This window comes from Winogradskyella poriferorum, from assembly GCF_050618035.1.
Taxonomy (GTDB): Bacteria; Bacteroidota; Bacteroidia; order Flavobacteriales; family Flavobacteriaceae; genus Winogradskyella; species Winogradskyella poriferorum_A.
Map to the genome: position 1 here is coordinate 57,328 of NZ_JBODPY010000008.1, position 13,621 is coordinate 70,948.

General features: G+C 34.2%; 16 protein-coding genes. 8 read left to right on the forward strand and 8 right to left on the reverse strand.

Annotated elements, in window-relative coordinates; genetic code table 11:
* Positions 1 to 9: 9 nt before the first annotated feature.
* The 6 genes from ACRHOC_RS14325 to groL all read left to right on the forward strand — a co-directional run bounded on the left by ACRHOC_RS14325 (position 10) and on the right by groL (position 4,066).
* Positions 10 to 207 carry a hypothetical protein gene (locus tag ACRHOC_RS14325; protein WP_224476722.1) on the forward strand — a complete coding sequence of 66 codons (198 nt, stop codon included), beginning with the start codon at positions 10 to 12 and terminating at the stop codon, positions 205 to 207.
* Positions 208 to 708, forward strand: coding sequence for an LptE family protein (locus tag ACRHOC_RS14330; RefSeq protein WP_431159321.1), 501 nt, complete (start codon positions 208 to 210; stop codon positions 706 to 708).
* Between the two features lie 3 nt (positions 709 to 711).
* The gene (locus ACRHOC_RS14335) at positions 712 to 1,638 is read left to right on the forward strand and encodes a hypothetical protein (protein ID WP_431159322.1); all 927 of its coding nucleotides are present in this window, start codon (positions 712 to 714) and stop codon (positions 1,636 to 1,638) included.
* 1 nt (position 1,639) lies between these two features.
* Positions 1,640 to 1,987 (forward strand): preprotein translocase subunit SecG, encoded by a 348-nt coding sequence (gene secG, locus ACRHOC_RS14340; RefSeq protein WP_431159323.1) that lies wholly within the window; start codon positions 1,640 to 1,642, stop codon positions 1,985 to 1,987.
* A gap of 140 nt (positions 1,988 to 2,127) precedes the next feature.
* On the forward strand, positions 2,128 to 2,403 hold the full coding sequence (locus tag ACRHOC_RS14345) for a co-chaperone GroES (RefSeq protein ID WP_431159324.1): 276 nt from the start codon (positions 2,128 to 2,130) through the stop codon (positions 2,401 to 2,403).
* Positions 2,404 to 2,434: 31 nt separating this feature from the next.
* The gene (gene groL, locus ACRHOC_RS14350; RefSeq protein ID WP_431159325.1) at positions 2,435 to 4,066 is read left to right on the forward strand and encodes a chaperonin GroEL; all 1,632 of its coding nucleotides are present in this window, start codon (positions 2,435 to 2,437) and stop codon (positions 4,064 to 4,066) included.
* A 54-nt stretch (positions 4,067 to 4,120) separates the two neighbouring features.
* Here groL and ACRHOC_RS14355 read toward each other — a convergent pair whose 3' ends face one another.
* From ACRHOC_RS14355 to xrtF, 5 genes are all read right to left on the reverse strand, one after another.
* Positions 4,121 to 4,498, reverse strand: a complete 378-nt coding sequence (locus ACRHOC_RS14355; RefSeq protein ID WP_431159326.1) for a heavy-metal-associated domain-containing protein — start codon at positions 4,496 to 4,498, stop codon at positions 4,121 to 4,123.
* A 21-nt stretch (positions 4,499 to 4,519) separates the two neighbouring features.
* The gene (locus ACRHOC_RS14360; protein WP_431159327.1) at positions 4,520 to 6,757 is read right to left on the reverse strand and encodes a TonB-dependent receptor; all 2,238 of its coding nucleotides are present in this window, start codon (positions 6,755 to 6,757) and stop codon (positions 4,520 to 4,522) included.
* Positions 6,758 to 6,826: 69 nt separating this feature from the next.
* Complete coding sequence (locus ACRHOC_RS14365) at positions 6,827 to 7,234, reverse strand: HYC_CC_PP family protein (protein ID WP_431159328.1); 408 nt, start codon at positions 7,232 to 7,234, stop codon at positions 6,827 to 6,829.
* 49 nt (positions 7,235 to 7,283) lie between these two features.
* Complete coding sequence (locus ACRHOC_RS14370) at positions 7,284 to 7,712, reverse strand: exosortase F system-associated membrane protein (protein ID WP_431159329.1); 429 nt, start codon at positions 7,710 to 7,712, stop codon at positions 7,284 to 7,286.
* A complete protein-coding gene (xrtF, locus tag ACRHOC_RS14375) occupies positions 7,705 to 8,256 on the reverse strand; it encodes an exosortase family protein XrtF (protein WP_431159330.1) in 552 nt (183 codons plus the stop codon). The genes ACRHOC_RS14370 and xrtF overlap by 8 nt, the downstream gene beginning before the upstream one ends.
* Before the next feature lie 90 nt (positions 8,257 to 8,346).
* Between xrtF and ACRHOC_RS14380 the strand changes: the two genes are divergently transcribed.
* Complete coding sequence (locus tag ACRHOC_RS14380) at positions 8,347 to 8,805, forward strand: GAF domain-containing protein (RefSeq protein ID WP_431159331.1); 459 nt, start codon at positions 8,347 to 8,349, stop codon at positions 8,803 to 8,805.
* 1 nt (position 8,806) lies between these two features.
* Here ACRHOC_RS14380 and ACRHOC_RS14385 read toward each other — a convergent pair whose 3' ends face one another.
* Both ACRHOC_RS14385 and ACRHOC_RS14390 read right to left on the reverse strand, forming a co-directional pair.
* Positions 8,807 to 10,060 (reverse strand): ABC transporter permease, encoded by a 1,254-nt coding sequence (locus ACRHOC_RS14385; protein ID WP_431159332.1) that lies wholly within the window; start codon positions 10,058 to 10,060, stop codon positions 8,807 to 8,809.
* A 79-nt stretch (positions 10,061 to 10,139) separates the two neighbouring features.
* Positions 10,140 to 11,390 carry an ABC transporter permease gene (locus tag ACRHOC_RS14390; RefSeq protein ID WP_431159333.1) on the reverse strand — a complete coding sequence of 417 codons (1,251 nt, stop codon included), beginning with the start codon at positions 11,388 to 11,390 and terminating at the stop codon, positions 10,140 to 10,142.
* A gap of 144 nt (positions 11,391 to 11,534) precedes the next feature.
* Here ACRHOC_RS14390 and purH point away from each other — a divergent pair, with 144 nt between their 5' ends.
* The gene (purH, locus tag ACRHOC_RS14395; protein ID WP_431159334.1) at positions 11,535 to 13,064 is read left to right on the forward strand and encodes a bifunctional phosphoribosylaminoimidazolecarboxamide formyltransferase/IMP cyclohydrolase; all 1,530 of its coding nucleotides are present in this window, start codon (positions 11,535 to 11,537) and stop codon (positions 13,062 to 13,064) included.
* A gap of 78 nt (positions 13,065 to 13,142) precedes the next feature.
* Here purH and ACRHOC_RS14400 read toward each other — a convergent pair.
* A partial coding sequence (locus ACRHOC_RS14400; RefSeq protein WP_431159335.1) for a T9SS type A sorting domain-containing protein occupies positions 13,143 to 13,621 on the reverse strand: 479 nt, incomplete at its 5' end.

Genomic DNA, 13,621 nt, shown 5'->3' on the forward strand with positions numbered 1-13,621 from the left:
GATAATATTATGAAGGCCGTAGAAATATTTATGATTAGAAAATCGTTTAGACCTAATAGTTCTGAAGCTATACGTAAAGAAGCAGAAGATCTCATAAATGAAAAACATTATCAAGGCTATCGATTAATTAATGTAGATTTTGATGTTGCCGATAATGCAGGTTATATTTATGCCTTTATCACAATGAAGCGTCCAAATACTTATTAAATGAGAGCCTTAAGATTAATATTGTTATTACTCCCAATTGCAGTTTCCACCAGCTGTGGTATCTACTCTTTTACTGGTGCAGATACTGGTAACGCCAAAACGTTTCAGGTAAATTTTTTTCAAAATAATGCTGAACTTATTGAGCCACAATTAGATTTTGATTTTACCAATGCCCTACAAGATCTTATTCAAAATCAAACCAATTTAAACCTTGTGAATAGTGGTGGTGATTTAATATTTGAAGGTGAAATAATCGAATATAGAATTGCACCAATGACCGCAACAGCAGAGAATACTGCAGCGCAAAACCGCCTTACAATGGCAGTCATGGTCCGTTATTTTAACACTTTAGATGAGGAAAAAGATTTTGAACAACGGTTCACATTCTTCTACGATTATCCCGCAAACGTCCAATTGAATAGTGTAAAAGATGAAGCTCATGAGGAATTGTTTGAGAGAATAACGCAAGATATATTTAATACGTCCTTGGCCAATTGGTAACTTATGCAATTGCAAGATCTTACATATTTAATTCAAAACCCTGAAGCTATAACAAGCTCTCAGACCGAAGCCCTTGCAAGTAAAATTAAAGAGTATCCCTACTTTCAACCTTTGCGTGCCCTATACTTAAAAGGGTTAAAACAGAAAGATAGTTATAAGTACAATAACATGCTTAAAATGACTGCTGCCCACACGGCTGATCGCAGTGTTCTTTTTGATTATATCACATCAGATGTATTTAATCAAAATGAAATATCACAGCAGATTAAACAGACTTCTGAGTATATAAAATCCTTGCAAGTAAATGATGTTGACGATATTTCTGTGAATAGGAGCGTTACTATTGATGATGCATTAAAAGAACATATTAAAGCAACAGAAGGCGTACTAGATCCCCACCTTTTTGAGGCAAAACAACAATCCTTAGTTACTCCAGAACCAATTTCACCTAAAATTGAAGATTCAATAATTGCAGTAGATGTCGAAAATATTAAACCGGAAAAGAAATTAAAGATTGGCAAGCCTCTAGAGTTTGACAAATCCGAAAGTCATTCTTTTGCAGAGTGGTTAAAAATCACCAGCTTTAAACCGATTGATCGAAGTGATAAAGACGCTAATGCTATATCTGAGTCTAAAGCTGTCGCACCACTTGAAAATAAACTAGACATAATAGATAAGTTTATAAGCGAAAATCCAAAAATTAAACCGGTTAAAGATCATCAACCAAAACCAAAATTGGTTAACAATGATGAAAACGTCTCAGATAGTCTCATGACAGAGACTTTAGCGAGGATATATTTGGAACAAAAAAACTATGATAAAGCCATTCAATCTTACAAGATTTTAAGTTTGAAATATCCAGAAAAAAGTAGTTTCTTTGCAGACCAAATAAAATTGATCACAGAATTAAAAGACAATAACAATATATAACATGAGTGCATTTTCAATATTCCTAGTATTAATTGTGATTGTAGCATTTTTGCTTGTCGTAGTAATCATGGTTCAGAATCCTAAAGGAGGAGGTTTATCATCATCTTTTGGAGGTGGTGGCACACAGCAATTAGGTGGTGTAAAGAAGACTAGTGACTTTTTAGATAAGAGTACATGGTTTTTAGCAACAGCTTTAATCGTTTTGATTTTAGCATCTAACCTTACAATGGAAACAGGTGGAACTGTAGAATCTAAAGCCTTAGACACAACAGAAGACACATCGACACTACCACCATTAAACACAACGCCAGCTGGTGATGATACATCAGGTGACACGTCAGGTGAATAATAACGCAAAACAATAATTAATGCCAGCTCAGTGAGCTGGCTTTTTTATTACTGCAAGTTTGTCAGTCCCTCAGCCTTGGCATAATTTTCGAATAACGCTAAAGCGTTAAAACAATAATTAATTACTAAAATTTAAATAGAATGAGCTTAAACATTAAACCTTTAGCAGATCGTGTTCTCGTAGAGCCGATGGAGGCTGAAACAACTACAGCTTCTGGTATTATTATTCCAGATAATGCAAAAGAAAAACCGCAAAAGGGGACTGTTGTTGCCGTTGGTAACGGTAAAAAAGACGAACCATTAACAGTAAAAGTTGGTGACACTGTACTTTACGGAAAATATGGTGGAACAGAACTTAAGTTTGAAGGTAAAGACTATTTAATGATGCGCGAAAGTGACATCTTAGCAATTGTTTAATTTATTAAAACCAATTAAAACTTAGAATAAAATGGCAAAAGATATAAAATTTGATATTGAAGCACGCGACGGTTTAAAACGTGGTGTTGATGCTTTAGCAAATGCAGTGAAAGTAACTTTAGGGCCTAAAGGTCGTAATGTAATTATTGGTAAATCATTTGGTGGGCCAGCAGTTACCAAAGATGGTGTTTCTGTAGCTAAAGAAATTGAGCTAGAAGATGAGTTAGAAAACATGGGGGCTCAAATGGTTAAGGAGGTTGCCTCTAAAACCAATGACTTAGCTGGTGACGGTACAACAACAGCAACAGTATTAGCACAGGCTATCGTTAAAGAGGGTCTTAAAAATGTAGCTGCAGGTGCAAACCCAATGGATTTAAAACGTGGTATCGACAAGGCTGTTGAGGCTATTACTGGCGATTTAGAAAAACAAGCAAAGAAAGTTGGAAACTCTTCTGAGAAAATTCAACAAGTAGCATCTATCTCGGCTAATAATGATAATACAATAGGTGAATTAATCGCTGAAGCTTTTGGTAAAGTAGGTAAAGAAGGTGTAATCACAGTTGAAGAAGCCAAAGGAACGGATACTTATGTAGATGTTGTAGAAGGTATGCAATTTGATAGAGGCTACCTTTCTCCATACTTCGTTACTGATGCTGATAAAATGATTGCTGATTTAGAGAACCCATACATCCTTTTATTCGATAAGAAGATTTCTAATTTACAAGAGATTCTTCCAATATTAGAACCGGTTGCTCAGTCTGGCCGTCCATTATTAATCATCGCTGAAGATGTAGAAGGACAAGCTTTGGCAACATTGGTTGTAAATAAATTAAGAGGTGGTCTTAAAATTGCAGCGGTTAAAGCTCCTGGATTTGGTGACAGACGTAAGGCAATGTTAGAAGATATTGCCATCTTAACAGGTGGTACTGTAATCTCAGAAGAAAGAGGTTTTTCTTTAGAAAATGCTGATCTTTCTATGTTAGGTACAGCCGAAACTGTAACAATTGACAAAGACAATACTACAATTGTTAATGGAGAAGGTAAAGCTTCGGATATTAAAGCAAGAGTAAACCAAATAAAAGCGCAGATAGAGACGACGACATCAGATTATGATAGAGAAAAACTTCAAGAGCGTTTGGCTAAATTAGCTGGTGGCGTTGCGGTATTATATGTTGGTGCTGCATCTGAAGTTGAAATGAAGGAAAAGAAAGACCGTGTTGATGATGCTTTACATGCAACAAGAGCTGCTGTAGAGGAAGGTATCGTTGCAGGTGGTGGTGTTGCTTTGGTAAGAGCTAAGAAAACCTTAGAGAAATTAGAAACAGAAAACCTTGATGAGACAACTGGTGTTCAAATTGTAAATAAAGCGATTGAATCACCATTAAGAACTATAGTTGAAAATGCTGGAGGTGAAGGATCAGTTGTGATCAATAAAGTTTTAGAAGGTAAAAAAGATTTTGGATACGATGCTAAAAACGAAGTCTATGTGGATATGATGAAAGAAGGGATTATAGATCCTAAGAAAGTAACACGTATCGCTTTAGAAAATGCAGCATCGGTTGCTGGTATGATCTTAACTACTGAGTGTGCCTTAGTAGATATTAAGGAAGATACACCTGCAATGCCACCAATGGGTGGAGGTGGTATGCCAGGCATGATGTAGTATTTATCATCTTAATAATCAAAAAAGCCTTTGATTTTCATCAAAGGCTTTTTTCTATTTTCCACCGGACTTCTTCATTTCTGCATCATGGTCTCTAACAACATCTTTGTCTCTGTATTTGCAACAAGGATGAACAGAATTATAAGCTTCTTCTGTTGCTTTTATATCCTTAGTGTCGTGACCAACATTAGCCAATTTTTGAGCTATGGTCTTTAAACTTGTTTTACGCTCATCATAAATCAATTTTAACTCGTGCGTATCCACGTTCCAAACAGCAGATTTAACACCTTTTGTTCTTATAGCTGCCTTTTCAATGCGTTCTTTACACATCATACAGACACCATCTACTTCCATACTTGCTTTGGCATTTTTATTTTGTGAAAAAGCGACAATACTCACAAATAATGCTACTAATGTTAATATTCTTTTCATTCCATTTTTTGTATTAGTTGTTTAATTTATTCTAAATCTTAGTCCTGTATAAATCATTCTACCAAATATTGGACCATACACAAAGTTACTATCAAAATTAGAACCAAATGGATTGTCTGGACTTATGATTGGATTTTCCTGTCTAACGTTGGTTATATTCTCACCGCCTACATAAATTTCAAACTTTGGTGAAAAGACTTTTGTAATCTGCATATTTAAAGTACCAATGGTCGGCGAATATTCGTCTAATTGAAATTCTGGAGCACTTAATACTGTACTCGGGTAACGTTGTCTGCTCAACCAATTATAAGTAAGATCAAATTTCCATTGTGAACCTTTGGACGTCATTTCGGTTTCGTAAGCTAGATTTCCAAAAATTCTATGCTTAGGTATGAGTGGGTTTTCCAATTGCCCACTTAAATAATCCGTTTGTACATCATAATACTTATAGGCCAAACGCATATCAAAATTTTCGAAGGCATTGTAATTAAACTCCAATTGAAAGCTATTGGCAAAGCTATCACCTTCTAGATTATAAAAATTAATCTCAAACGGATTTTCCCAGTCTGTTACTACCTGATTTTCAAAATCCGTTCTATAAAAGTCCAAGGTAATATCAGCTTTTCTATTAAATAGATTGAAACCTTGTAAATAGCTAATTCCATAATTCCATGCAATTTCAGGGTCCAACCCATAAATCTTCCCACCAGAATTTAGAATATTAATCTGCCTAGAGCTTGAGAACATATTCTGTGTCTCCGCAAATATATTGGCACTTTTTATTCCTCTTCCAACAGAGGCTCTCAACGCAGACTTTTCCCAAGGCGTATATCTAACATGTAACCTTGGAGTAATGAAAAAACCAAATCGATTATTTTGATCTACTCGCAACCCTGCAGTAAGTGAAAGCTTATCTAGATCATCATAAGAGTATTCAAAAAACCCACCAAATGAATTTTCTATTCGCTCATAAGAATTGGCATTTACAAGCTCATCATAGGCATCATATGTAAAACTAAGTCCTGTTTTTACTTTATGCCTAGAATCTGAAATAATACTGTTATAAACCAGATTAGAATAAAAACTAGTGTGTTCAATATCGTAAACATTTAGACCAAAATAAGACTCCTGATTATGATAACTAAAAGCCGTTTGAAACCCAAGACTTTGATATGGCACCTCAGGATTTACAAATCCTAATTTTGTAGTCAACTCAAATCGTTCCGTATCGATTTCACTGCCCCATAAATTTGTAGTTCCCTTATCTCTGTCTGGTTCAAAATCAACCTGACCAGATCGCGTATTATCGTTTAAATATCTTAGGTTTATAAAACTAACAACACCTTTCTCAGCATTAGTATATTGCCATCTATTTAACAAATTGATTTGCTTTTTAAGTGGAACATCTAAAAACGAATCATCATTCCGATCATTTTTCTGATTTCTTAAATTACCATGAATGTAAAGACCACTACTCCATTTATCAGACAGTTTCTGGTTTAAATGCGTGTTTAATTCTAGTCTTCCACTGGCATTTGCATATCCATTTATAAATAACTTATCGTCAGTAATCGGCTTTACCAACTCGGCATTTATTTGCCCTGCAATACTCTCGTATCCATTAACAACACTTCCTGCACCTTTCGTAATCTGAATACTTTCAACCCAAGTTCCTGGAATAAAACTTAAGCCATAAGCTTGGGATGCACCACGAATTGCAGGAATATTCTCTGTGGCAATTAAAATATAGGGCGAACTGAGTCCCAACATTTTAATTTGTCGTGTTCCTGTAACGGCATCAGCAAAATTTACATCTATTGACGGATTGGTTTCAAAACTCTCCGACAAATTACAACAAGCCGCTTTTAACAACTCTTCACTACTTACAGTAAAGGTATTTGTAGCTTTTAAATACGACTTAGTGGTTGCCTGTTTGCGCGATGTTACTGTTACCTCATCCAACTCATCAGACGGCTGTAAAATATGTCTAATAAATTTATTTTTATTAACAGTAATGGTGTCTGTTTTAAAACCTACATAACTTATAACTAACTTATTATAGGAAAATTTATAAGGTATGGTAAAGGTTCCATCTTCTACTGTGACACCACCAACAGTAGAATTTAGCCAAAATACATTGGCGCCTTGCAAAGGAATTTCTTTAGAAGTACTTGCTTCTAAAACCACCCCTTTTAACTGCTCTTGCGCACTTCCTAGGCACGCAAAACATATATATAAAATGTATAAATATCTTTTCATGATTTAAATTATAGAACTAATAATCACGCTCGTTAGAGCTAATCTTATATTAGGAATTCTATAAATAAATCAAATTAGGAAAGTCTCATCTAAGACCTGTATGTCCTCGATGATTAAAGGAGGTTTATAATTCTTATTTGGAACTTTTGGCTTGGCTAACGTTTCAAAAAAATACGTATAGCTGTATACAAAGGATACTAGCGTTATATAGGTATCTTTATTGAGTTCCTGGAAGTCCTTTACAGTAAGTTCATCTTGCCCTTCAATAATATCAACGGTATCTTCACAACATGGTTTTTTTACGTAGCCCATTTCTTTAGCATCCATTCCTCCACACTTTTTAGCATCAGAGAAAATGGCAGAGTCTACCAAATGCCCACCGCAAAAATGTTTTTCAACAGTAAACGATAATGTAGAAACAAGAACCAATACTGCTAATAAAGTCGAAAATATCTTATGTAAAACCTTTAACTTCACATTGCAAATCTACAAAATATAGGAATATGAACGATATTTTATAATTGCATTAACGATTCATCCTGTAGTAATAAAAGGCTGGCAATAGTAATATAAGAAGCAATGGCTGAATTAAAAATCGTCTGATATTAAAAAATAAATAATAGTCCTCTTGCTTAGGATTAATCACAAAATATAGAAAGGGAACTAGCAACACCGCATAGGCTAATCCATAAATTATAACTGAAAATTTTATAATCCCTTTATCTCTAAAAACAACATATAGAAATACAAGAGAAATGAACGTGTTTATAGCGAAACGCAAACTTGTAAAGAAAACTAATTTGGCCACTTCGCGTCTCGGGCTATCTATATACAAGTAATCATTCTCAAAAAATGTCAAATAAGGATCGTAAAACAAAACATCTTCGAATGCTCTTACTAAAACAAGAAGTATAATTAACAATGCCAATAGGCCATATTTAAACAACCTATTCATTTATATTTCTTTTTTTAGAAAATCGATTTACCCAGAACATCCATAGTATAAAAACAATCCCATAAATGGCCATTGGAAAAATTACTGTATGCAGAATTTCTTTTCGCCATGGATAATGATAAAGACCTGCTGAAAGCACTACGATTCTAATTAGATTAAAGGCATAAATAATAATACTTCCGGCTAAACAGTATAAAAATGTTGATTTAAATTTATCAGCAAATGCAATTACAAAAGATAGAAACAGTATTATAATGCTTATGGCGTTGCATCCTTCTATGACGCGCGCCACAAATTTTCCATTTATAATCACTTTCATTGATGGTTCATTCTCATGCGGTAACACTTCAGAATCATAACCTAATCCGTCAAGTAAGTTTTCTGTTTGGTTTGCTACTAAATGTGTAGCATAATCTGGGAAGTATTTTGTACCATCAGACAGTTCTAAATAAAAATAATAACCAACTGTTAAAATAGAATACACTGCCAAAAATGTAATTATAAACCGAATCACAAGTTTATATTTTTTTAAAAGTGCTTTCACTATTAGACTATGTTAGGTTGATGTTAAATTTATAAAAACAGTTATTCAAAATAGTGCTTTTTAAATACTTTTACCAAAAGTTTTTCTCAAATGACATTAGACAATTTAAAACCACAGATAAAATCTATCGTATCCCATAGCTCATCTAGCATAGATGATAAATTATATACGATTTGTGAATTGCTAGAGGCTAACGTTAACCACTATGATTGGGTTGGTTTTTATTTTAGAAATGGCGATAAGGAAGAACTCAAACTAAGACAATATGTGGGAGAACCAACAGACCACACCATCATACCATTCGGAAAAGGAATCTGTGGGCAAGTGGCTGTAAGTAATGAAAACTTTGTTGTACCTGACGTATCAGCGCAAGACAACTATATAGCTTGTAGTATAACTGTGAAGGCAGAGATTGTGATTCCTATATTTGTCAATGGTGAAAATATTGGTCAGATAGATATTGATTCGAACACACCAGACCCATTTAATGAAGCAGACGAAAGATTCTTAGAATTTGTCTGTGCCGAAGTAGCGACGCTTTTAAATTAATCTACATTCCTGTTCTAATAGCTTCTACGGGATCTAGTCTAGAAGCTGATAACGCTGGTATCAATCCTGAAAGTAATCCTATAAAGGAAGAAATTGAGATCCCTAAAAGCATATTACGCATAGACAAAACAAACTCAAAATCTTCAGTTAGATTATTACCTATGATGGTCCCAATCCATACCATAAATAATCCAACTAAGCCGCCTACTATAGCGAGAATGATAGCTTCGAATAAAAACTGAAACAGGATAAACTTGTTTTTGGCGCCTAAAGATTTCTGAATCCCGATAATATTGGTACGTTCTTTAACACTGACAAACATGATGTTTGCAATACCAAATCCCCCTACCAATAATGAAAATCCACTAATTACCCAGCCTATTAAGTTCATGGTACTAATAATACCATCTATGGCATCTTGTAATCCTGAAATAATATTAATGAAAAAAGTATCTATTTCATCGGGTTTTAATCCACGTCTATTTCGTAGAATTTGTGTTACTTCAGCCTTAAGACCTGCAACATCTGCATCTTCTTTTGGTTTGATGATAAGGACATTTTTAAAATTTCTATTGTTATCACCATAACGGTTTCTGACGTAATTGGCTGGTAAAAACATTGAGATATCATTACTATCACCAAATAAGCCTGAGCCTTCTTTTTTTACAACGCCAATTACCGTAAACTTCTGACCATAAATTCTCACCTTTTTACCAATAGGTTCTAAACCACCAAAGAGTGAATTTGCAATTTCAGAACCAATAACAACTACAGGTTTGCCTGCATTCGATTCTGACTCGTTATAAAACCGTCCTTTTTCGAATTCAAGAACTTGTATATCTGAAAATTCATTGGAGACCACTACTGTATTGATACTATTATATTGTTCTGAACCGTATCTAATATTTTCGCGTCGCACAAACAATTGAAAACCCACATGTTCTGCTTGGGTTAGACCTGCTTTCAAAAATTTATATTCGTTGTATGAAATTTCATCAAAGGTTTCATATTTCCATCTTGGCACTTCAGTTGGACCAAAAGAAATATTAGCAACATACATTGTATTGCTATCCAAGGCACTTAAGGAATCTCTAATATTTTTATCCAAAGAATCTACAGCGGCCAATACGGCAATGATTGAAAAAATTCCAATAGTAACACCAAGTAAAGAAAGGAAGGTCCTTAACTTATTATTCCTTAAGGCATTAAAAGCAAATGAGAAACTTTCTTTGAGTAGACGTAGATATAATAGCATAATCTCTTTGAAACGCTTAAAGATAATTGCTTTTCAACTACCAAGATGTTACAAAAAGCTTAAATCTAATATCTATCGATTACATTCCCGTTCTAATGGCCTCAACAGGATCTAATCGCGAGGCAGAAAATGCCGGAATTACACCTGCAATCAATCCAATCAAAGAGGATAAGGCAAACCCTAAAAACATATTACCAAACGATAGCACAAACTCAAAGTCATCGACAAAGCCATTCATTACCAGTGCAATTAACCACACTAGGAACAGTCCAACTAAACCACCAACAACAGCAAGAATAGTCGCTTCGAATAAAAATTGAAATAGTATAAACTTGTTTTTTGCACCAAGAGATTTCTGTATACCTATAAGATTAGTACGTTCTTTAACACTCACAAACATGATATTAGCAATACCAAAGCCACCTACTAATAACGAAAAGCCACTTATTACCCAACCCACTGTTTTTAAACTGGCAATAATTGCATCTATGAATGATACTAAACCTGAAAGTTTATTTACAAAGAAATTATCTTCTTCTGTAGCTTTAAGGCCACGATAGACTCTAAATTTTTGTTTAAGTACACTTTCAAATGCGGCAACATCTACACCTTTTTTAGGTTTAATAACTATCGCACCTGGCAATCCGTCTACACCTCCATTTCTGAATTGTCTAACAAAATTTGCTGGTACAAATCCCTTATCGTCTGGAGAATCCCCAAAATTGGCACCATATTTTTTTAATACACCAATAACAGTTAGTTTCCTTCCATAGACTCTAACTACTTTTCCTATCGGATTAGCTTGATCAAAAAGGTTTTCTGCCAAGTTTGTTCCTATTACAATTACTGGAGCTCCAGTATCAGATTCAAGTTCTGAATAGAATCTACCTTTTTCAATTTTTAAATCATCTATGGTATAAATACCATGAGAAATTGGTGTAATATTAATATTAGTAAGTGTTTCTGCTTGATATCTAATGGTCTCTCCTCCTCCAAAAATGACATATGCCGATTCTTCAATATCTGGCACATTTCGTCTTACAAACTCATAATCGTCATAATCTGTCTGTGGAAAATTGTCACGTTTCCATCTTGGAACGTCTGTTGGTCCAAATGAAAATTTGGTGAGATAAATGGTGTTTTTATCTAATCCAGAAAGATTCTCTTTAATGTTTCTATCTAAAGAATCTACTGCTGCTAAAACTGCAATAATTGAAAATATCCCAACAGTAACACCAAGCAGTGATAAAAATGTACGAAGTTTATTATTTCTTAATGCATTTAAAGCAAACGAGAAACTCTCTTTAAAAACCCTAAGATAGACTAACATGAAATAGCGGTTTATATAGTAATTGACAATTAGACGTTTTCAACAATTCATTGTTACAAAAAACTTCAACAAACTGTAAGAATCAGCAATAATTTCTTTTTGATATTGCTTATTTTTGGCCTTTCAAAATTTCAACTTACTACCATGAACGACAAAACTATTTCTTCTGCCTTAATTTCAGTGTTTAGCAAAGATGGATTAGCGCCAATTGTAAAAAAATTAAATGATTTAAATGTTACTATATATTCAACTGGTGGCACAGAAAAATTCATCAAGGATTTAGGTATAGATGTAGTACCTGTAGAGGATGTAACCTCTTATCCTTCAATCTTAGGAGGTAGGGTTAAAACATTACATCCAAAGGTTTTTGGCGGTATTTTAAATCGTCAAAATATTGATAGTGATGTTGCTGAATTGGCTGAGTTTGAAATACCACAAATTGATTTGGTTATTGTTGATCTTTATCCTTTTGAAAAAACTGTTGCTTCTGGTGCAAGTAACCAAGACATTATAGAAAAAATTGATATTGGTGGTATCTCATTAATTAGAGCAGCGGCAAAAAACTATGCTGATGTGACCTGTGTATCTTCAGTTGAAGACTATGAAGAATTCCTAGAATTGCTTGAAACTAAAAATGCTGTGACTTCAGAGGAAGACAGAAAACACTTTGCAGCAAATGCTTTTAATGTGTCTTCACATTATGATACAGCCATTTTTAATTACTTTAATAAAAACCATGACCAAGCCGCATTAAAAATTAGTGAATCTAATGGTAAAGTGTTACGCTATGGAGAAAATCCACATCAGCGTGGCTATTTCTTTGGTGATTTTGACGCGATGTTCACGAAGCTTCATGGTAAGGAGCTTAGCTATAATAACTTACTCGATGTTGATGCTGCGGTTAACCTGATTTATGAGTTTAAGAATGAGGCGCCAACTTTCGCTATTTTAAAACACAACAATGCATGTGGATTTGCACAACGCGAATCAGTACATCAAGCATATGTAGATGCCTTAGCCGGAGATCCGGTTTCTGCATTTGGAGGAATTTTAATTTCTAACACAGAGATTGATAAAGCTACTGCTGAAGAAATACACAAGCTATTTTGTGAGGTCGTTATAGCGCCATCATTTAGTGACGATGCCCTCGCAATTCTTAAAGGGAAGAAAAATAGAATTCTATTAATCTTAAATGATGTCGAATTACCTCAAACTACGGTAAGAACGTGCTTAAATGGTGCATTAGTGCAAGATCGTGATAATAAAACAGATCAACTTGAAGACTTAAAAACAGTAACCAATACTTCACCTAATCAAAAAGAATTGGAAGACTTAATTTTCGCATCTAAGATTTGCAAGCATACAAAGTCAAATACTATAGTTTTAGCAAAGAATAAGCAATTGTGCGCGAGCGGAACGGGTCAAACCAGTAGAGTGGATGCTCTTAACCAAGCCATACATAAAGCAAAGTCATTTAATTTTGATTTAAAAGGTGCTGTAATGGCAAGTGATGCATTCTTTCCGTTTCCAGACTGCGTTGAAATTGCAGATAACGCTGGAATAACAGCTGTAATTCAACCTGGTGGATCAATTAAAGATGAATTAAGCATCAATTATTGCAATGAAAATAACGTGGCAATGGTGTTTACCGGAACGCGTCATTTTAAGCATTAAGATGAAATCAATATTATAAAAAAGGAGTATCAAAACGATACTCCTTTTTTTGTAAACCTAATCAATTAAGAGCATTAATTAGTTCTTTAAAATACGTTTTACAGTTTCAAAACCTGTCTTTAGATTTGTTACATTAATAAAATAGGTTCCGAGTGATAAATCACTAATATCCAACGTCATTCTATCTTGTTGTACACTAGTTGATTGTAACACTTGTTTACCGAGCATATCAAAAACTCTAATCTGAAGATCAACAGCATTGTTAGTATTAAATTCTAAGTTAATAACATCTCTCGCAGGGTTTGGATAAAGATTAAAATCAAAAGCAAAATTAACATCATCCACACTCAAAGCATCGCAATCGATACCAGTTAATCGTGTCACTGAAATAGGATTCGATAAATCAAAACATCCTGATAGGTCTGCAACGTTTGTTACTGTTCCTAATCCAATATCGCCTGTATATCTTAAATACCATATATCACAAGTTCCTGCTGGTGCACCTTCAAGGTTAAAAGGTCCTGAAGCTGGTGTACCTAATATATCGTTTGTAGCCT